Origin of the sequence: Pedobacter sp. P26, from assembly GCF_050632135.1 — a bacterium.
GTDB lineage: Bacteria > Bacteroidota > Bacteroidia > Sphingobacteriales > Sphingobacteriaceae > Pedobacter.
Genome location: NZ_CP192574.1, coordinates 100,247 through 118,852 on the forward strand (window position 1 = coordinate 100,247; position 18,606 = coordinate 118,852).

Consider the following 18,606-nt stretch of genomic DNA (forward strand, 5'->3'; position numbering starts at 1 on the left):
TGCTTTTTACTCAAGGTTGCGTCGCGTTGCAATATCAATTGTGATTATTGCTACATGTACAACCACTTGGACCAAAGCTGGAAGTCGCAGCCAAAACTCATGTCAGACAACACGCTCGAAAAGACTACTCAACGTATCCAAGAATATGCGATACACAAAAGATTAGATCGGATAGCAATTGTTTACCACGGAGGAGAGCCGCTACTAATGTCAACAGACAAATTGGTTGCTCATGCAAAGTCATTAAAGAATTCGCTTCCTGATGTTATTGTTGAATTCTCGCTCCAAACAAATGGCGTACTACTTAAAGAAGATGACATTTTAAAATTTCAGGATGCCGACATTCAAGTTTCGTTAAGTCTTGATGGCCCTGCTGATGCAAATGACCGTCATCGTCTTGACCACAGGGGTTTGTCGAGTTATGCGGGAACAGAACAGGCCTTAACCCTTTTAGAAAAATATCCCAAGGTATTTTCGGGTGTAATTGCCGTGATCGACGCAGATAACGATCCGAAGGAAGTATTAGATTTTTTTGCTCAGCGCAGTATTCCACAGCTTGATTTTTTGTTACCAGATGCTAATTACGCAACCGTTCCTCCAGGTATCAATAAAAATCCGAATAGATACTTAAACTGGCTCCTTACCTGCTTCGATACTTGGTTTGATAATTACCCAAGTATGAAAATAAGAACGTTTGATGCGATCTTAGCCTCATTGATGGGAGTGCCAAGTGAAACTGACGGCTTCGGATTGGGTGACGTCAGTCTGATTACTATAGAGACCGACGGAAGCTATCATGACCTTGATGTGCTAAAGATTACCGGCGAGGGTACGGACCTTATAAATGGCAGTGTGTATTTTAATGACATTGAGGAAGCACTTAAGTCAAAGCAGGTTGCAAAACACCGCGCTTTGTTACGAAAAGAGGGCCTAACTGAAATCTGTCAAGCTTGTTCTGTTGTTGATATCTGCGGAGGTGGCGCTGTTGCTCATCGTTTTAGCGAAAACGGATTTCAGAATCCGAGCATTTATTGTCGCGAACTCAAAGGGTTGATTGAACATGCCAATAAGCGTGTTATGGAGCAGATACAGAGTGAGATTGACCATCAAGAAAGTTCTTCAACCTATTTTCCACTTGACCTATTGCCAGAATATGAATCTGTAAGTGAAGATAATTCTGCTTTACAAATAGTTCGAGGGGATTTTATCCAAGCTCAAACTGCGAAATTTAGATCAGTAATTGATAATATCCATATTTCAATATTAGCCGAACCTATTAAACATCTAAATTGTTTGAGTCCAAATGAACTAGGAGAGATTGTAATTCGACCTGAAGTAGTAACATGGACGGACGTAATGCAAAAAGATATGTCAGGGATTCAGGTTCACGATATATCAGGGCAGACTATTTTACCGGATCCCTATTATATTAGTGAAATCGCTTCTTTGACAAAAGATAATAATATAGATTGGCCGAAAGTTCAAAATGAAAGCGTGTGGCTTAGAGCGCCGTTTGGCGATAAAATTTATTTTGAAAACAAAAATATTTCGGATGCAGGTATTGATACACTACAAAGAGCTCTGGCTTTAATTTTAGAATGGAAGCCTTTGTTAATCAAGGAAATGCATTTGATTTCACCGGAGGTTCAATATATACGTGATTTGAGCGCGCATCCGGACAAGGTAGTATCGTTTAGTGACAACAGCGTCCCAGGCGCCTTATATGTTCAACTGATGCGAGGAAACCACATGATCGCTCCGGAAGATCTCTCAGATTCCATTATACATGAACATCGGCATCAGAAGCTCTATATGCTTCAACGAGTGGCTCCTATTGTCAATTCGGACTACCCATTGGTAGCATCACCCTGGAGGGAAGAATTAAGACCCCCTTCCGGATTATTCCATGCCCTATTTGTCTTTGTCGAGCTACTTGATTTTTGGATGTTTTTAAAACACAGCCCAGACAAAGAAGTTCAAATAAAAGCACAAACTGAAACCAAACGTGTGAGAGGACAGTTGCAAACAGGTTTCGATGTTGTTGAAAAATGTGACTTGACCGCATACGGAAGGAATATCTTAAGTATATTACAAACAAGATACTTAACGCTACAGTATGAAAATAACCCTTCCCTTACAACAACTTCCTGAATCAACCGATGACCGGCATCAAATGATAGCGGACTATTTTTCCGGTAAGGAATATCGATTAGATTTTATAGGGGAAATGGTTGACATTCATTTAACCTGGCCAAAGAATGAATTATATTACATTGATGAGAAATTAGAGGATGGTCTAAAATGGTGGGGCAACAAGCTGACAGTTGGCGGCATACCATACGCTGTTCAGGAAAAGCCTTTCTACCAATTTTCTCTTAATGATAACTGGACCCTACATGCATGGTCTAAATGGCTTGATGCAAAAGTGCAGAAAGGTAAAGATGTCAAAAAGGTAATTATACTTCATGTAGATGACCACCGTGATTGTATGTCGCCACTTTTGTTTGCAAAAGGAACTAATAGTTATTTTGATCCTTTGACCGGAAAACCGGTATCAATGAGCAAGCCGGAATCGATTATATCCGCAATAGAAAGTGGAGCAATTGCTGTTGGGAGTTTTATGCCAATTTTCTTCCATCATATTCCGAATATCGAATTCAGGCACCTTTTACCAACCCACCGGATGGCTACAGCTTATCAAGTTGGAGGCATCAAAATAGATTTTGAGAAGGATGACCTGCTTTGCCCGGAATGCGATCGGCCCAATATGATTTTTGAAGATCAAACAGAAAATAGCAAAATGTACTATCCGACGGCAGATTTGACGACATTTATGGCTGATATTCCTACAGACGTTCCGGTTATTTTGCATGTCGATATGGATTACTTTAACAATAGGTTTGATGGGGACTCGGATTGGCAAATGCACAGTGTAATTCATGATCCAAAAAAAGAGCGTGTCTTAGATCAGGTCTCTGAAGTTTTCGGATGTATTTTAAGATCCATTCCAAGATCTCAATTGGAAAACGTTTCTATTGCGTTATCGCCAGGGTTTTTTCCAGTAGAATTTTGGGACGAAGCAACTGCAATCATTGACCTTAAATTCAAAGAAAATGACCAATAAACAAATTCATGATCCGGTCAAAGCAAGTGATGTTTATCTGAAACAGGGGAGCGGTCAGAATTTGCATGACCACATAAGGGGGAAATACTGGCATATAATGCTTGGAAACAAGCGTGTTGGGAAAATTTACATTGACTTCAAGGAAAATGAAGTGTTAGGGAACCACCCTTCTCTGGACATCTTTATTAATAAACAATTTCAAGGACGTCATATTGGACGATATGCATATGAACTCGCTTGCCTCGAAAGTGCACTAGATAAAGTGTACATGCATACACGTAAATCGAATATTGGTTCAATCCGTGCAGCTGAAGAAGCTGGTTTCAAACACATAGAACATCCAGCATTTAAGCAGATAGTGATGGTATGGGAGCGTAAAATATAAACGTAAGATAACAGGTTCTCTTAAAGGAAAATAGGTTTTTATTTTTTATTAAAAATAACTATCTATGTATAACCTAAGTTTAATGACCAAATCCGAACCAAATAAGCCTCAAGATTACCTCGAACTATTTAGAATCAGTGATTATAAATACATCATTGGCATTTTTGAAAGTGGTATAACTTTTTACAAACAACAGATTAGAGCGTTGAACATCTTTGACGCATTGAAAAAGACCAAGAAGATTCCCGAAGGTGAAGAAGAATTCACTATTGCAATAATTGGTGGAGGGATTGCAGGCCTGACATTTGCTGCTGCGTCATTAAAATCCAAGTGCAAAGTAATACTTATTGAAGAAGGATCTCAAACACTCAACATTCAAGCAGGGTGTAACATCAGAGACATTCATCCCTATTTATATGATTGGCCGGAAAAACATTCCACACAAACAAGGACTAACCTTCCAATCCTAAACTGGCATCACGATACGGCAGCGAATGTTGTTAGATTTATAAAAAAAGAATTTGGTGATATCAGAAAAGAAGCGCTCGAATTGGCATCAAATTCTTATGTGGAGTACTGTAATGTTAAAGAATTGCAAGTCAAGGAAAGAGATACCGGAAAGAAATTTGAAATCAACGGGACTACAGTAAGTCGGTATGGGGATCAGGTTATTCACAAGCGAGCCGACATGATCATCTATGCAATTGGATATGGGATCGAAAAGCTAATATCTGAAGATAATAGATCTGAATCCTATTGGCGTGATACATCAATCAAACAAGATGACCTTTCTAAATGCAATTACATTATTCAGGGTACAGGCGATGGCGCGCTGATAGATTTATTCAACATCCTGATTAGAGATTTTTCTTACGAATCTTTTTTGGAAATTTTACATGCGAATCCTGCCGGCAGGAAACTATTCCAAAAATTGGTGAAAATTCGTGATAAACGCATAAAAAGTAGAGTATTAATAGAAGACCTGTATGAAAATGAATTCATGGAGATCCCTGCAAGTGAATTTGAATATATCATCGATGAATACAATAGGCAAAAGTTGTTCACGAAACTTGATGCATCTGTCAATGTATATCTTTTTGGATTAAAGGATGATTTTCATAAGATACTTGATTACAGTAAGATATCTTTTATCAACGCATTTATAGCATATGTCTTATTTTCGTTTAAAAAATTTTCTTACGGAACAAATCTTAATCCAAATGATCCAAAATCTGGAGGAAAGCCTATTGGTGCTCCAAGAAAAATGATACCCAGAGTTGGTACCGATAAGGAAAAAGTGATTATGCGTGCCAATTTTACGGAAAATGAGGCAACGCGATTGAGTGAACTTGCTGAAATTCAGAATAAAAGCGCTGCTCATGGAATAATAAAACCCAATTGGGGAAAGGATGATTTTAACACTTATTTCAAAGAAACGGGGAGACGGCATCATTTGTCAAAAAAGACAAAATCCTTGTGTTCCGTATTTATCGATATTTTAGGTGGTTCTCTTGCTGAACACTATAACGAAGAAAAAGATTTACGGGTCACTATGCACCGAGTAGTAAGTATAGACGGTGATCTATATTATCAAATGCTAACTCCATATGCACCACTACTCACTGGATATAAAAAAAGATCATAAGGTGGGAACGATTTATGAAATCGACAGGGGTAACATCGGATATACGATTAGCACAGGAAAACCATTATGGGTAAAAAATACAGACCAGGAAGAGTTTGATAAACTCATGTCACTGTTCAATGTAATGCGTCGTTACGACACAAAATATTCACCTAAAACTATACTAACAATACCTATTGTTGCTAGGTATGAGGGGGCAAAATCTGGCATCATGAGGCCGTATAACTCAGTAAATGCGGTGATTTACATGGACTCTGGTGATTTAGATTTTTTTGATAATTCCGAGGTTCAAAACATGATTATGCGATTTTGTGATACATTTATTAATACTTTGAATATTTCCTTGACTAGTGAGGATTTAATCATGGCAGAAGTTGATTTTGAGCCGCCTAAATACAACCGTTCTAACGAGATAAAAAATGCGTGCATAATGGAATTGGGCTATTTTAAAGACCTGGATGAATACCCTTTAACAATTAATCAATATTCGTCATTCGAAATGCTTCCTTGGAATTGACCTTAAATATCATAGCATCAACATACACATATGCAATTCAAGTTAAAAAATCGAATAATAGTATTTGTTCGTATTTATTTTTTGAGATATGGTATTATCCAACGCCAAGTCAATTTTCTAATCGTCTGACTGATCCAAAAGTGCTTGTATGTTATTTTAAAGACTTGTATATTGAAAGTATTTGATAGTTTTTCCCTCTCAGATTAGCGATGGAACAGATCACTTAATATTTACCATGGCAGAACATTTTTTTAAATTTCGGGGGAGATTTGACTTTTCTCCACACCCATATGAGATCGGTAATCCAATATTCCCTAACAGAAAATTAGAGGATAATTTCTTTGCTCTAAAACTTTATAGCCTGCCCGATTGCCAATACCGAGCCTTTTACGATTTTCACCAGAATCATTATCTACAACAGAATCCGGATGGAAAGGAAGCTTTCTTTCGTAAAGTAAACCGTAGCATTCAAAGAAGAATTACTTTTTATTCAGCTAAGGATCCGTTCAGATCCGTATATGAGATTCACTCGGCGAATCTCGATAAATTAGAAGCCTTCCAAGGATTTTTAAATACCATTGATGAATGGAATGTAAACACTTCGACAGAAAAGATGCTGAGTCAAAGGGATGCAGAAATTGCGCAACTTAAAAGAAATCTGACAGGTTTACAGGCTCAGCTCGATGAAATCCTGCAGTATGAGGCGAGTGAAAAAATAGTAATTAACAGCGGGAATTTAGCGGCATTTATGGATCTCATGCGCCAATTACAAAAGCTTATGCTGCCAAATGAGAAAAGGTTATTGAGCACTCAAGGTTTCAGCCCTTGGTATAAAATGATTGCCAAGAATTTTGTACATGGAGATAAGTCAATACCATTGGCGACCGCCCAGAATTATTTTTCTTCTGAAGACTCTTCTAAATATATTTTCATATCTGATAAGGATCGAGCTTTTGATATCGTTCCGGTTAAACCTGTTAATCGACATTAGCCTATTTTAAAGCGCAGTTATGCCCAAACACTTCCATTGGGCATCTGATTACATGTTTCTGTTCTCACTTTTGATGTGAAATCTCCAAATAGATAGCTTATTGTTATAGCTAGCTGGAGAGCATTGATCATTAAATTTTAAGAGACATGAATTTAGACCTGGTTACCAAAAGTGATCTGCTTGAACTAAAAAGCGATCTGATCGAAGAGATCAAAAAAATTGTTCCGCTCCAAATGGCAACGCCTGATGAGTACCTCAAAAGTTCTGAGGTTAGGAAACTGATGAAAATTTCTGCCGGTACCCTTTTGCATCTAAGGGTGAGCGGCAAACTACCCTTTACCAAAATTGGCCGCATTGTATATTTTAGTCGTGAGGATATTAGGCGGATCCTGGGGAATGGTACGCCTGAGAATGCGGTTGTCAAACGATTATTTCGGGGGGAGGCACATGAGGAACATAAATAAAAACCTTGATTATCTCAAATGTCGGATTCAGGCGGATCAAAGGCTTTCGGCGTTTCACGTGAGCCTTTTGGCTGCGCTGATCTTTGCCTCGGAAAATTCTGGGTTGAATCACCCTTTTCAGGTCAGCCGGAGCAAGCTGATGCGCTCATCCAAGATCTATTCGACCTCAACTTATCACAAGTGTATTGGTGAGCTTCAGGCTTTTGGGTATATCTTTTATAGCCCTTCCTATAATCCTTTTCTTGGAAGCCGGGTATCCTGGAACCTGGAAGACGAAGCTGTGTTGAGCTGCAATTTATCTTCAAGATGACTATGGATTTTGTGAGTGTAACATAATAATTTGAGCATTTTAAAATAGTTTTTTTGAATAATTCTTATGAGAGATCTGTTGGGATCGGTCTCCACTAAAAAACTTTGAGGGGTTAAAGCAACATGCATAAGGTCCTTTTTCATTTCCAGAAAAAAGGAGCAAGCGGTGGTTGGGCAGAGCCTCACCATCTTAGCCTTACGCTAGCGTAAAGGCTGTTTGGAGAACCCTCCAGGGGTTCTCTTGGCCGCTGGCCGCGGTAAGATTAAATGAAAAGGAACCCTGGTGAGGGTTTGGCATATACAGATATGTATATGCATAAATAGCTGTATATCTATAGGGTAATATATATAGCGATATACATAACAAGTTACTTAACGAACAAGGAAAAGCTGAAATGGAAACTTTAAGAACTATAAAATATAATACGCAGACCGCGCTCAAAATGGACAGGATCGCGCAAAAGCTTGGCCGCCCGAACCGGTTGGTTTTTGCGCAGATGGTAGATTACTTCTTTCGGAGTAAGAAAGATCCGCTTGATATCAATGATGAGCTATTAAAGAATACACTGCTCAAACAGCACAAGGATTACATTGGTTTTATTAGGTCCCAGGAAAATGACCTGCTTATTCCGATAAAAAGAGAGGTGGATCGGATGACGGGTAACCAACAGGATATCAATAATCTTTTAAGGGAATTGGAGAAAAAGAACATTACCCTGGTCAGTGGGCAAGGTGAACTTTTATCGGCTGGAAAGAATTACAGCAGCAAACTATTGAATACAAATGAGATACTCAAAAGCATCCTGGTGAAACTATCGACGAGGGAGCAGCTTAAAAAGCAGTTTCACTATATACTCGGCACTTACATCAAAAGCAGGGATGCCTTTGGTATGATGACTTCAGCTAGGGAGAAAGAGGGCCTGGCCAGGATAACCAGAAACCAGATTGATCTTTTATAAACATGTATATCAATATTACGGACAATAAGGAAGCGAGTAACAAGGGCAGCAGTGGAGGGCTGGTAAATTACCTGGAAAAGGAGAACCGGACTGAGGACCTAAAGCAGCCGGAACTATGGTTCAATGGAAGCCGTCAGGATGTGGAGGCCTATGAAGTACGCCGGGCACTGGATGGAAACAATGCAAAACTGGGGCGACATGAGGCCAAGTTTTTCCTGATCAACATCAGCCCAAGCCAAAAGGAACTGGAGCATTTAAGGAAATCGGTTGGGGATCCTGCTATGAAAAATGTGCTGAAAACATATGCAGAGAAAGTAATGGATGAATATGCAAAGAACTTCAGACGCCCTGGGATAAACAGCAATAAGGGTCTGCTCTGGTTTGGCAAAGTGGAGCATAACCGGTATTATAGCCATAAGGATGCAGCGGTTAAAGATGGTAGCCGGAAGCGTGGAGAAAAAAAGAGTGGAAACCAGCTGCATATACAAGTGATCGTCAGCCGCAGGGATATCACCAATAGAATAAAGCTCAGTCCCATGAACAGTTCGAAAGGACGAAATGCTGAGCACTCTAAAAAAATGGGGCAGTTCGACCGGATGACTTTTAAGCAATGTGGTGAGCGTTTGTTTGATGAGCAGTTTGGCTTTGAGCGAAACCTGAAAGATACGCTGGCCTATGCCAATATATTAAAAAACGGTACTTTGCAGCAAAGGGAGCAGCTGGATGTTCTGCTGGAGGGTGCTGCAAAAAGCTATCAAAGTAGATCGGTAGCCAATGATCTTGCTCGTGATGTAGCTAAAGGATTGTTTTCTTCTGTTGGAGATATGTTGCAAGTAACAGGTAAATCTGTTGGAGACTTTTTAGAGGTATTGATAGCGCCTATTTATATTCCCGACATTGCGGCTGATACTGTTGAAGAAGCTGAAAAGAGAAGGCGTAAAAAGTCAAGAAAGCATGGTCAGGGTATGCAGCGGTGATAGGATAAAGCAAAAACTTCTTGGAAACTAAATCAGTAAGAATCAGTTGGATTGCCCTCCACACAATTGCGGCCTGCAAACCCCACCCTTGGGCCTTCCCTTCGTTTGCTTTTTGCTTCTACTGAAAAAATCTTATCCCTTTTGGTTGGTAATCCAAACAAAATGATTGGTACAGCTAGGCCCGATTAAAAGTCTTAGTCATTTTAAACAACAGATTTACCTGGACTGTGTGTTTAAAAACTTTACTAAGAGTCGGTTTTTAACCAGTCTATAAATCGAGGGGCTTTTGAACGGCTGACGTTTATAGGTTCTGGGGTTTCTGGTCGTAGTCTTACTTTAAGGCCTTTGTGTGGAATCTTTACATAACTATCTACTGCCGCAGAAGAGACAATATAACTTCTTGTTGCTTTGAAAAAGGATGCTTCGTCTAGTTTTTTATAGAGACTGTCTAAAGCTATAAAACATACATCAAGTTCACTATTATGATGCTGGATATAGGTTGTCCCGTTTTCTACATATATATAGGCAATAGCTGCGGTTGCAATTTTCTTCTCTCCCTTCCCATCAGGGATAAATAGATACAAAACTGGCGCTGGTTTTGGTTTTCCAAGGTTATTACTTAGCCATTCTGAAGATCTATGTATATAATAATACACCATATGCAGGAGATTGATCATGATACAGATGAGCACAAGTAAGCTGGACATATTCCGGATATACCTTGTTGAGCTGATATTGACGTTGAGGAAATAAAAAGAAACCCAACTGAAAAAATAACAGATCAGTATAGGTGCCATAAATCCTAATAGAATCTGAAAAACAAGCCGTTTCCATAAATCATTCTCCCAGAGCCACTTTGAATCCAGATAACTTGTGAAAATATTGGTAAAGGTTATCATGATGAAAACGGTTGCAAATGTATTTGCACATGCAATGTGATACCAATCTTGGATGAAGGTATGCCAAAACCGTGAGTTCATTGTTGGCCAGTTTAAACAAAGCGTTATGCATAGCGAGATCAGCATCATCCAGCCAAAGCTGAAATAATCTGGAAGATTTTTGCCATCTGATTTCTTGCTATGCATAAACTGTCTTATTAGTTTCATAAAAATACAAAAAGACCTTTTTAATGGCCAGTCATTGGGATCAATTCATCAAAGTAAGGGACAGTTCACCTCCGAATTTGGTGCAGTTGACGGAAAAACGTTCTTTTTGTCTCTATTTTTCTGAAAGGATAGGCCTAAATTTATTCAAGTAATCCGATAGGCAATGAACAATGATTTCAATGAACAGCCGTCAGGCCCTGAAAAAAAGAGTATAAATTTCTTTGGATGAGATTTAAAAAGCCGGAACGCGGAGAAGTTTATCAAAGCCTTTTTGGCATTATCGCAGTTGTCATTGGGGTTGGACTGGCAGCACTATTTCCTCAGAAAAATTGCACATGCGAGGATCAGATAACGGACCTGCGACTGGAAACACTGGCTCGTGAAGGTAATAAACAGGTCATGCACTATCAGCGCGAACGTGAGAGTGTCATTATTTGTGCCGCTAAGAGGGAAGAGCTCCTCAAAAAGCTTGAGCAAGAGAAAAGACGACGTTCCAAAAAAGAAAACAGCCCCCATTGATTTGGGAAAAAATATTGAAATATGGTGGGTAGCACCTGTTTTCAGCCGCCCTTCCCGGGCGTTAAGTACAAAGCGCTAAGATAATCTGCCCAGAAGTTGATTAGGTTATTGGTGCGGAAACCGGCAGGTGCTCGCAAGTTTTGACCGGACTTTATACAGGGGACGCAGTCGCAGCGATACGCGCGTATATTTTTAGAATGGGCATGCAACAGCCAGGTTGTTGTAAAAGGGTAAATGTTAGGCAAAAACAGGAATTATGAAAACTTTAAGGGTAGCTACATGGATTGATCGGATATCGGAAATAATTTTCCGAACTGACCCTTCTATGCTTGCAACGCTAATCCTTAAAATGATTACTAAATTTTTATCTAATGTAGAGGCAAAATTAGGTTCGCCTGCATTAAGTGAGCCCAATAAATACCATGCCCAAAAGAGAGTAGTTGTTTATTTTCCACATGTTCGAAAATATGCGCTGTTCCCGGCGAGGCCGTAAGGCCTGCTGAAAGGAAAAAGGCTGTCCAAAGCTGAACAGTCCTTTTCGGAATGCCCGCCACAAGGGCGACCATAATTAAATCATTTTAAATTTAAACAATAACGGTATGTATACCAAATCATTTAATACTAAAAAACATGGCTTGGAGCTATGTTTACATTTGCTCTTGTAGCAATCATGGGTTTGACTTTTGCATTTAAACCAGCAAAAAAATACGACGCAACCTGGTTTAGTTATAATCCGTCTGGAAGTCAAAACTCAGCGGCAAGCTATACCCGAAATCCTAGTGGTGGTGGATGTAGCGGAGATGTTTCGTTATGTGAGATTTATATAGAGAATCCATCTCAGGATCCAACAACCGGCTTAAGTCAAACAGATTTAAACGCCCTTTTGGCAGCTGAGAATCCGGGAACTCCATCTCCGACCACTTTTCCTGAGCAAAGCGAAAGTGTACACTTCAAAGTGGACTAAATAAGATAGGTAATTTATAGGAGTAAATAGGGTACTGTAAGTTTACGGTACCCTATTTAGTTTTATTAACGCTCATTCTGTTCAAGATCAGTTAAACTGATAACTTTCTGAGGGATGAGCCAAGTAAATCTTTTATCATTAGGTTCCAACCTATAAATTTTACCATCCAGGTTTCTAGTGAGAAATATCGCGGCACCTTTCATATTTAAACGTCTAATATCCGAGAATCGTAATCCTCTGTAAATAAGCTCTTTTTTACGTTCGGCGAGGATCAGCTGGAGTGCTTCGTCACTGGTTTCGGCCGAGAAATCCGTAAAGCTTCCCGTTTTGAACCTTTTTCGAATCAGGGTGTTAAGTGTTCTCATTGATTCAGGTACATTGCCCGTCCTGGCTTCACATTCAGCTTTAATTAGATAAAGCTCATCATTTGCAATTCCATTGAAAGTATTGGAGGTAGAGCCGTTTAGACTTCCCTTGAAAAAGTATCCCCCCTTACCATTAGATGAAAAATAGACAGATTTTCGAAGATCATTATCTTGATAGCTCCTGTATAAGGCCGTGTCAATTATGGCTCTGCTAGAAACTGAGACTAGGGGTAGATTGGTATTACAGTAAAATACTACTTCATCATTGAACAGAGGCAAAGGCGCAGTAGCTCTAGCATCCAGGGTATTGAAGTCTAGCAATCGGTTATTTAATTCCAGAGCAGATGATGCATTGTTCAGCGCGTTGTCATAGTCGCCCATAACAAGATATGTCCTTGCCATCAGCGCAAAGGCACTGGCCCTGTTCACTCTTGTTTTATAAAGTACATCAATAGGCAAAAGGGTTTTAGCCTCGTTTAAGTCCCCTAATATCTGTTCAAAGGTTTCCTTTATGGTGGACCTTTTCGAAGGTATTGAAAAGTCTGAATTCCCTCGTAACACAATACCTTTAGTGCTTTCTGCTGTGTTAGGGTCAAACTGTGCTGCAAAGGTCTGTGAAAGCTGATAATATGCATGGGCCCTGAAAAACAATGCTGAACCTTTTATGCTGTTGTATTCAGCGGCTGTTCCGTTTTTACCAGCGCGATCAATATTGTCCAGAATCGTATTTGCATAATATACAATAATATAAAGTGCCTCCCAGTCCTGGTCATTCTGTGTTTCAGGGGACCAGACATAGCAGTCCTTATCAAATTGCTTTGGCAATGCTGTCCAAACAGTAGGTTGCAAATAAAACTCATCGCTTGCATTCATAGGGGCGATTGCGGCCCTGTTCATTCTCGCGGCCCCGTCCAACAGTGCCTGGAGGTCCTGCAGTTTATCAGGGGTTGAAAGGCTTCTGTCCGGTTTTTCATCAAGGAACTTTTACACGAAGCCAAGCTCATTGCGATTGACACTAGTAAAATCAAATATGTTGCTTTCATTTTATAAAAGATTTATTTTTAATCCTGCTGATATACTTCTTGGTAAAGGGAATGCAGCGTTCTCATTGTTGTAGTCGGGATCAAGCCCCTCTTTATTTGCCCGCCACAGGATACCGACATTATTGATGTATATATAAAATGATATACTGTTTGCCGGAAAGGCACTTTTTCTTTTCAGTGCCATATCATAGCTCAAACTGATGTCCTGAATACGGATATGGTTGCCATTTAATACCGAGGCCTCTGAGCCCTGATAAAATGAGTCTCTTGCCGGGATGGCCGGATATATCATTGAAGGGATATTAGTCTTTAACTCGTCGCCCGGCACTTGCCATCTTTTAGAAAATTCCGGAGAGGAAGCACCATTGTTGTAAAGGTTATAGTAAGAAATGGTTTTTTTTCTGAAATAATACCCCATTTTATAAGTCATGTTAATGGCGAGACCAAAATTCTTATAATTGAAACTGTTTCGTAGGGAACCGAAATAAGGGGAAGCGCAGTGCCTTTGTAAACCAGGTCCTCTACAAGTGTGCCGTTCAGAATAGCTGTATAGTCTTGACTGGCCTCGCTGTTGAGATAACCGATGGGATTACCTGTTTTACTATCGAGACCACCCCATTTGAAAGCCCATAATGCATAAGGATTCGTATCTTGTGCCTGCAGGATCAATGAGCCGTCCCCCAGGGCATAGTCGAGGCCCTGGCGCTTTGACACATCGTTCTTGATTTTTGTGATTTTGGCAGAAGCCCTGCTGAAAAGCAGTGTTGTACTCCACTTGAAGGCTCCATTTAAATTAAGCGTATTAAGGGTGATATCCACCCCCTCGCCCAACATTCCGCCACTATTCGAAGAAATACCCCCAAAACCGGTTGTCGGATCTATAAGCTGGCCCGCGATGAGATCGTCAGTTCTCTTGCTATACCATTCAATGCTTCCGGAAACCCTGCTCTGGGTCATAGAAAAATCTAAACCTAAGTTCAATGTTCTAACAGATTCCCAGGTCAGGTTGGGGTTCCCGCCTGAGAGGATTGTCGCATTCTGTAAATTGGCGATGATATTGTTCGCGCCTGAAGAATAAGAAAGTATAGGGATGGACGATATGCTGTTGTTGGTATTGCCGCTGACTCCATAGGTGGCCCGTAGCTTTAGCATAGGTAAAAAACCGATACTATAAAATCCTTCCCTGCTGATTTCCCAAGCAAATCCGGATGACCATAAGGGCTTCCATTTATTATTGGTACTGGCGCCGAAAATATTGGAGGCATCTCTTCTTATACTCCCTGATAGGATATATCGCTCTTTAAAGGTATATGCGGCATTGGCATACATCGATACAAACCGGTTTTCAAGCTGGGTAAACCCTGTGTTGAAGGGGATTCTTCCAGTACCAAGTTTACCGTACTTTGTAAAATTGGTAATGTAATCTACGCCCGAGATCGAAAGTGTATTTTCATCGTAACCATATGTTCTGTCGTAGTTACTTTTGGTGCTGCCATCCCGGACTTCAAAACCAGCTATCCCTGTTATATTGTGTTTATTCCATTGTTTGTTGTAACTGAGCTGGGCCCTCGCAGAATGAACACCTAAAGTACTGTTACTTGAATTTAGGATTGAACCTAATGGTACCCTATAGGTAATTTTTTCACCCTGTAGCAATGTAAACTGATTGATCAGGTCCCGTGTCAGAAATGTTCGTTGATTGTACAGGTTTTTGGCTGCAGTCTTGTTTTCTTCAAATTGGTATTTAAGGTCAGCAGCCCAGCTATCGCTAATTCTGTATCTGATTCCTGTATTGATAAGTATCCCTTGGAGACTGTTGGTGTTGTTAGCGTTGGCCAGCTCGTCAAGAGGACTATATTGCCAATTCATGAGTTTCCCTCTTCCTGCTGTATCCAGATACCCGGATCTATAATTTTTTGCAAAATAAACTGGGTTTCCAGAATCATCAGCTAACTGGGCATATGGATAAAGGTTTTTTCCGGATGCATATTGAATGTCGCTTATTCCGCCTGGACTGTTGTTTTCTGAAATGCTACTGGAATACTGTAATCCAAACAGTATTTCAATATTTTTTATGGGTTTATAAGTGTTCTGGGCCCTCAAAGTTATTCTTTGGTATGAATTACCCATCTGGTTAAAGAAATTCTTATCAAAGCCTGCAGAAACAGCATAGGCCATCTTTTCAGATCCACCGTTTATACCAAGATTGTATTGCTGGCTTATTCCATTCCTGTAAAGATTTTTATCGAAATCTTTTCTTATATCCCTACTTTTCAACTGATCAACCAGTACCAATGAGTCTGCCCTGGAGATAAGTTTTTTTCTGGACTGATCGAAAATCTCGACAGCAGGTGAAAGAACGGGATACGTAGTGTTGTTCCCTAAGGCAGAATCATAGAAGCCCTGCCTGAATAAATACTGCTCAATATCAATGAAGTCTGAGCTGGACATACTGGGATATTTAAAGAGATTCGGCTTTTCGGAGACAATCAGGTTTGCTCCCAATGTGATTTTGGTTGAGCTGTTAATCTTTCCTTTTTTTGTGGTGATTACGATAACACCATTTCCTGCCCTTGCTCCCCAGATTGATGCTGCTGCGGCATCTTTCAATACCGTCACCTGTTCAATGTCCGACGGATTTATATTTAGGATATCCCCTTCATAAGGAAAGTTGTCGAGTACAATGAGAGGTGTTTTTATATTACTGGAAAGCGTACTGATCCCTCGTATAACTATATTTCCCGCGCTTGCTGCACTTTGGTCTGGACTTTGGCCGCGTCTGTCAAATTGAAGACCGGTGGTAATTCCTTCGAGCCTGCTTAGGACATCCGTTCCTGTTCTTCTGTTCAGCATTTTGTTATCGATCACCTCAAAAGATCCTGTCGCTCTCTCTTTTGATATTGTTTGATAGCCAGTACTTACCGTTACGTCCTCTAGTTGGTTGGATGCAGGAACAAGTGTAATATTGATAAGCGTTCGTGTTTGAACCGCTATTTTTAACTGGCTGTAGCCCATCTTGCTGGCTATAAGGGTGTCCGGGAGCATGATCAAAACAATTTTAAAGACTCCATTTTCGTCCGAAGTAGAGACAGTCCTGTTTTTTACTGATCTGATTGAGGCGCCGGAAATAATGTTGCCGGTTTCCTTATCATGTACATCCCCGGTTATCGATTGCGCTTTTAGCATAAACGGTAGTATGACTAGAAGACATAGAAATAATAGCCTATTCATTTTTAGCTGATTTTAGGAAGTCATTTTTTATAGGAAAGTTTATTTTCTCTCCTGCAAGAACTTTGTTGATATTTTCCTGGTTAACCTCTTTCGGTCTTGTAATAGCCAGAACTTTTGCGTTTTTTATCCAAACCAGATGTGAGATAAACATGTGGGGGAATAATTTTTTAAGAATTGTATCCCCATATATCATCGGAATTTTTGTCTTTCTTGCTATCTCATTATGTCGGAAGAAATAAAGTGATTTCTCCTTATTTTCGGGCGATACCATAAAGATTTTCAGTTTCTCAAATTTGTTTTTAAGTGAATCGAGTTTTGGAATAGCTGCAATGCAGCCTGCACAGAAGGAATTCATAAAATCAAGGATAATCAGATCATCATTGTAGTGATCTAACGAAAGCGCTCTACCATTTTTAGGTAAATTGTTTGCTGAAAAAATGCTGGCTAAATCTGATCTGCTTAAAGTATCACCAATAATCAAAGGTCTAGCATTATTGACTCCCTGGCCATAGCAACATGCGGCAATAGAAGTAAGTGTGAAAATGAGCAGGCTAGCCGCAGATATTTTTTGGATAAGGTTCTGTCGCAAAATTTGAGTTTGGTTGACCTTACTGAAAGTCTTAGTGTTTATGGCGGAAAAATAGTTTGTAGACTGATTTTCCAGTTTTTTATATCCAGAATTTGCACATAGCAAGTCCCGTAAGATATTTCTTATCTTTATTTTCATGATTTAGTTAGTTGGTTTTGGAGGAAATAATCACGGAGGCAAAACCAAGGCAGGTTATCATTAAAGAACCTATTTCTATTTAACCATTTTTGGTTTACCTGCCTTGATTTGGGTAGATTATACAGGATTCTTAGGCTTTAAAGCGTAAAGCCTATCGAAAGGATAGTGATTGCTTAGGTTCATGTTGTTTGGAATTTATATGTGTAATAAAAAAACAGGCAAAAACCAGCCCTTCCGCATAAAATATGCAGATACGGCAAACCGTATTTGTAATTAGAAAAAGATGACTACCTTGGGATTGCGAAACACCATAGTACTGCACCTTTGCCTAAAAAGCAATAAGGGCTGGTACCAAGCTAAATTAACCCACTGGGAATAAGTGCGCTCTCTCACACCAACCCCTGTTTTTTATTGGGCTTTATTTAAACTTGTAATTCCGGCACGCGTATTACGATGGAGAACAGATAACGTTCTTTAACAAGAGTTTAAGGGAATAACAAAGTATCTCTTCCTGGAATAGATACAATTTGATGGCGCTTAATTTTTTCGTTTTCATAAACGGTAATTTTATGTAAAACGATGTACCCCAAAAGCAAAAGGAAACCAGATTGGAAAACCAATAAGGCGGACTTCAATGCTTTTGAACGTGGTACCGTCAAGAACCGCTTAAGCCAAGGCTTAAGTTTCACAAAAGACTAACATGAAGCCCGCCCTATTGAATATAAGATATCACGAAGATAGCAAAACTCAATAGATAGGCGAACTCACGATCGGCTCATGTGAAAGTTTGACGGTTTTCGTTCATGAGTGACATCGTTAAAGCCAGGTTATACCCCAACTCTATTTGTCGCTATAAATAACTGATAACGAAGATAAGTATAATTTATTTAACAACCAACATGTTGGTTGATTTTTTTCTTAAAATTATGGAGAAAAAAATACTCTCTGAGATAGATTATCTATTAATAGAAGAAGTTAAAGCATTAAGAATAAAAAAGGGTATCTCAAAAGCGCATCTTAGTTCAAAACTAAAGTTGGCTGACAGCTTTGTTGGTAAAGTCGAAGACCTTAGCCAAAGAGATAAATATAGCATTAGACACCTCCCTCTTTTAGTGAAAGCTTTAAACTTGAAATCAATAGGTCACCTTTTTCCGAAGATACCTAGCAATAATATGATTGAAATAACCTACGAAAAAGTTCCCAAACTGAATAAAGACGGAAGTGAGAGTAAGCAGTTTGAGGACAAAATTATTCAGATAGTTCCAATAACCAAAACCTAG

The 18,606-nt window shown here is 39.6% G+C and carries 18 protein-coding genes; 13 read left to right on the top strand and 5 right to left on the bottom strand.

Going from position 1 to position 18,606, the window contains the following annotated elements:
- Positions 1 to 54: 54 nt before the first annotated feature.
- The 9 genes from ACQ86H_RS00495 (at position 55) to ACQ86H_RS00535 (ending at position 9,371) form a co-directional block, all read left to right on the top strand.
- Positions 55 to 2,151: an FxsB family cyclophane-forming radical SAM/SPASM peptide maturase gene (locus tag ACQ86H_RS00495; RefSeq protein ID WP_431295502.1), complete on the top strand. Its 2,097-nt coding sequence runs from the start codon at positions 55 to 57 to the stop codon at positions 2,149 to 2,151.
- Entirely contained in the window at positions 2,117 to 3,124 is a 1,008-nt protein-coding gene (locus tag ACQ86H_RS00500; protein ID WP_431293485.1) for a hypothetical protein, read from the top strand. Before ACQ86H_RS00495 ends, ACQ86H_RS00500 begins: the two co-directional genes overlap by 35 nt.
- Positions 3,114 to 3,509 (top strand): GNAT family N-acetyltransferase, encoded by a 396-nt coding sequence (locus tag ACQ86H_RS00505; RefSeq protein WP_431293486.1) that lies wholly within the window; start codon positions 3,114 to 3,116, stop codon positions 3,507 to 3,509. The genes ACQ86H_RS00500 and ACQ86H_RS00505 overlap by 11 nt, the downstream gene beginning before the upstream one ends.
- An 82-nt stretch (positions 3,510 to 3,591) precedes the next feature.
- A complete protein-coding gene (locus ACQ86H_RS00510) occupies positions 3,592 to 5,154 on the top strand; it encodes an FAD-binding protein (protein ID WP_431293487.1) in 1,563 nt (520 codons plus the stop codon).
- 1 nt (position 5,155) lies between these two features.
- A complete protein-coding gene (locus tag ACQ86H_RS00515) occupies positions 5,156 to 5,671 on the top strand; it encodes a hypothetical protein (RefSeq protein ID WP_431293488.1) in 516 nt (171 codons plus the stop codon).
- Between the two features lie 235 nt (positions 5,672 to 5,906).
- On the top strand, positions 5,907 to 6,662 hold the full coding sequence (locus ACQ86H_RS00520; RefSeq protein ID WP_431293489.1) for a hypothetical protein: 756 nt from the start codon (positions 5,907 to 5,909) through the stop codon (positions 6,660 to 6,662).
- Between the two features lie 146 nt (positions 6,663 to 6,808).
- The gene (locus tag ACQ86H_RS00525; RefSeq protein WP_431293490.1) at positions 6,809 to 7,126 is read left to right on the top strand and encodes a helix-turn-helix domain-containing protein; all 318 of its coding nucleotides are present in this window, start codon (positions 6,809 to 6,811) and stop codon (positions 7,124 to 7,126) included.
- A 704-nt stretch (positions 7,127 to 7,830) separates the two neighbouring features.
- Positions 7,831 to 8,394, top strand: a complete 564-nt coding sequence (locus tag ACQ86H_RS00530) for a BfmA/BtgA family mobilization protein (protein ID WP_431293491.1) — start codon at positions 7,831 to 7,833, stop codon at positions 8,392 to 8,394.
- Positions 8,395 to 8,396: 2 nt separating this feature from the next.
- Positions 8,397 to 9,371, top strand: coding sequence for a DUF5712 family protein (locus ACQ86H_RS00535; protein WP_431293492.1), 975 nt, complete (start codon positions 8,397 to 8,399; stop codon positions 9,369 to 9,371).
- Positions 9,372 to 9,616: 245 nt separating this feature from the next.
- Here ACQ86H_RS00535 and ACQ86H_RS00540 read toward each other — a convergent pair whose 3' ends face one another.
- Positions 9,617 to 10,456 carry a LytR/AlgR family response regulator transcription factor gene (locus tag ACQ86H_RS00540; RefSeq protein WP_431293493.1) on the bottom strand — a complete coding sequence of 280 codons (840 nt, stop codon included), beginning with the start codon at positions 10,454 to 10,456 and terminating at the stop codon, positions 9,617 to 9,619.
- Between the two features lie 246 nt (positions 10,457 to 10,702).
- Here ACQ86H_RS00540 and ACQ86H_RS00545 point away from each other — a divergent pair, with 246 nt between their 5' ends.
- From ACQ86H_RS00545 to ACQ86H_RS00555, 3 genes are all read left to right on the top strand, one after another.
- Positions 10,703 to 10,996 (top strand): hypothetical protein, encoded by a 294-nt coding sequence (locus ACQ86H_RS00545; RefSeq protein ID WP_431293494.1) that lies wholly within the window; start codon positions 10,703 to 10,705, stop codon positions 10,994 to 10,996.
- 256 nt (positions 10,997 to 11,252) lie between these two features.
- Entirely contained in the window at positions 11,253 to 11,489 is a 237-nt protein-coding gene (locus tag ACQ86H_RS00550) for a hypothetical protein (protein WP_431293495.1), read from the top strand.
- Positions 11,490 to 11,639: 150 nt separating this feature from the next.
- On the top strand, positions 11,640 to 11,960 hold the full coding sequence (locus ACQ86H_RS00555; RefSeq protein ID WP_431293496.1) for a hypothetical protein: 321 nt from the start codon (positions 11,640 to 11,642) through the stop codon (positions 11,958 to 11,960).
- A 65-nt stretch (positions 11,961 to 12,025) separates the two neighbouring features.
- On the opposite strand, the gene ACQ86H_RS00560 is transcribed toward ACQ86H_RS00555, so the two are convergent.
- From ACQ86H_RS00560 to ACQ86H_RS00575, 4 genes are all read right to left on the bottom strand, one after another.
- A complete protein-coding gene (locus ACQ86H_RS00560) occupies positions 12,026 to 13,261 on the bottom strand; it encodes a RagB/SusD family nutrient uptake outer membrane protein (RefSeq protein ID WP_431295503.1) in 1,236 nt (411 codons plus the stop codon).
- Positions 13,262 to 13,369: 108 nt separating this feature from the next.
- Positions 13,370 to 13,786: a hypothetical protein gene (locus ACQ86H_RS00565; protein WP_431293497.1), complete on the bottom strand. Its 417-nt coding sequence runs from the start codon at positions 13,784 to 13,786 to the stop codon at positions 13,370 to 13,372.
- Between the two features lie 8 nt (positions 13,787 to 13,794).
- Positions 13,795 to 16,554 (bottom strand): SusC/RagA family TonB-linked outer membrane protein, encoded by a 2,760-nt coding sequence (locus ACQ86H_RS00570; RefSeq protein ID WP_431293498.1) that lies wholly within the window; start codon positions 16,552 to 16,554, stop codon positions 13,795 to 13,797.
- Positions 16,555 to 16,591: 37 nt separating this feature from the next.
- Complete coding sequence (locus tag ACQ86H_RS00575; RefSeq protein ID WP_431293499.1) at positions 16,592 to 17,326, bottom strand: TlpA family protein disulfide reductase; 735 nt, start codon at positions 17,324 to 17,326, stop codon at positions 16,592 to 16,594.
- 926 nt (positions 17,327 to 18,252) lie between these two features.
- On the opposite strand from ACQ86H_RS00575, the gene ACQ86H_RS00580 reads away from it, so the two are divergent.
- A complete protein-coding gene (locus ACQ86H_RS00580; protein WP_431293500.1) occupies positions 18,253 to 18,606 on the top strand; it encodes a helix-turn-helix domain-containing protein in 354 nt (117 codons plus the stop codon).

Bases quoted from the DNA above. Each gene is read 5' to 3' on its own strand.
- ACQ86H_RS00495 (WP_431295502.1), top strand. From the start codon at position 55: ATGTACAACCACTTGGACCAAAGCTGGAAGTCGCAGCCAAAACTCATG.
- ACQ86H_RS00500 (WP_431293485.1), top strand. From the start codon at position 2,117: ATGAAAATAACCCTTCCCTTACAACAACTTCCTGAATCAACCGATGAC.
- ACQ86H_RS00505 (WP_431293486.1), top strand. From the start codon at position 3,114: ATGACCAATAAACAAATTCATGATCCGGTCAAAGCAAGTGATGTTTAT.
- ACQ86H_RS00510 (WP_431293487.1), top strand. From the start codon at position 3,592: ATGACCAAATCCGAACCAAATAAGCCTCAAGATTACCTCGAACTATTT.
- ACQ86H_RS00520 (WP_431293489.1), top strand. From the start codon at position 5,907: ATGGCAGAACATTTTTTTAAATTTCGGGGGAGATTTGACTTTTCTCCA.
- ACQ86H_RS00525 (WP_431293490.1), top strand. From the start codon at position 6,809: ATGAATTTAGACCTGGTTACCAAAAGTGATCTGCTTGAACTAAAAAGC.
- ACQ86H_RS00530 (WP_431293491.1), top strand. From the start codon at position 7,831: ATGGAAACTTTAAGAACTATAAAATATAATACGCAGACCGCGCTCAAA.
- ACQ86H_RS00535 (WP_431293492.1), top strand. From the start codon at position 8,397: ATGTATATCAATATTACGGACAATAAGGAAGCGAGTAACAAGGGCAGC.
- ACQ86H_RS00540 (WP_431293493.1), bottom strand. From the start codon at position 10,456: ATGCATAGCAAGAAATCAGATGGCAAAAATCTTCCAGATTATTTCAGC.
- ACQ86H_RS00545 (WP_431293494.1), top strand. From the start codon at position 10,703: ATGAGATTTAAAAAGCCGGAACGCGGAGAAGTTTATCAAAGCCTTTTT.
- ACQ86H_RS00550 (WP_431293495.1), top strand. From the start codon at position 11,253: ATGAAAACTTTAAGGGTAGCTACATGGATTGATCGGATATCGGAAATA.
- ACQ86H_RS00555 (WP_431293496.1), top strand. From the start codon at position 11,640: ATGTTTACATTTGCTCTTGTAGCAATCATGGGTTTGACTTTTGCATTT.
- ACQ86H_RS00565 (WP_431293497.1), bottom strand. From the start codon at position 13,786: ATGGGGTATTATTTCAGAAAAAAAACCATTTCTTACTATAACCTTTAC.
- ACQ86H_RS00570 (WP_431293498.1), bottom strand. From the start codon at position 16,554: ATGCTAAAAGCGCAATCGATAACCGGGGATGTACATGATAAGGAAACC.
- ACQ86H_RS00575 (WP_431293499.1), bottom strand. From the start codon at position 17,326: ATGAAAATAAAGATAAGAAATATCTTACGGGACTTGCTATGTGCAAAT.
- ACQ86H_RS00580 (WP_431293500.1), top strand. From the start codon at position 18,253: ATGGAGAAAAAAATACTCTCTGAGATAGATTATCTATTAATAGAAGAA.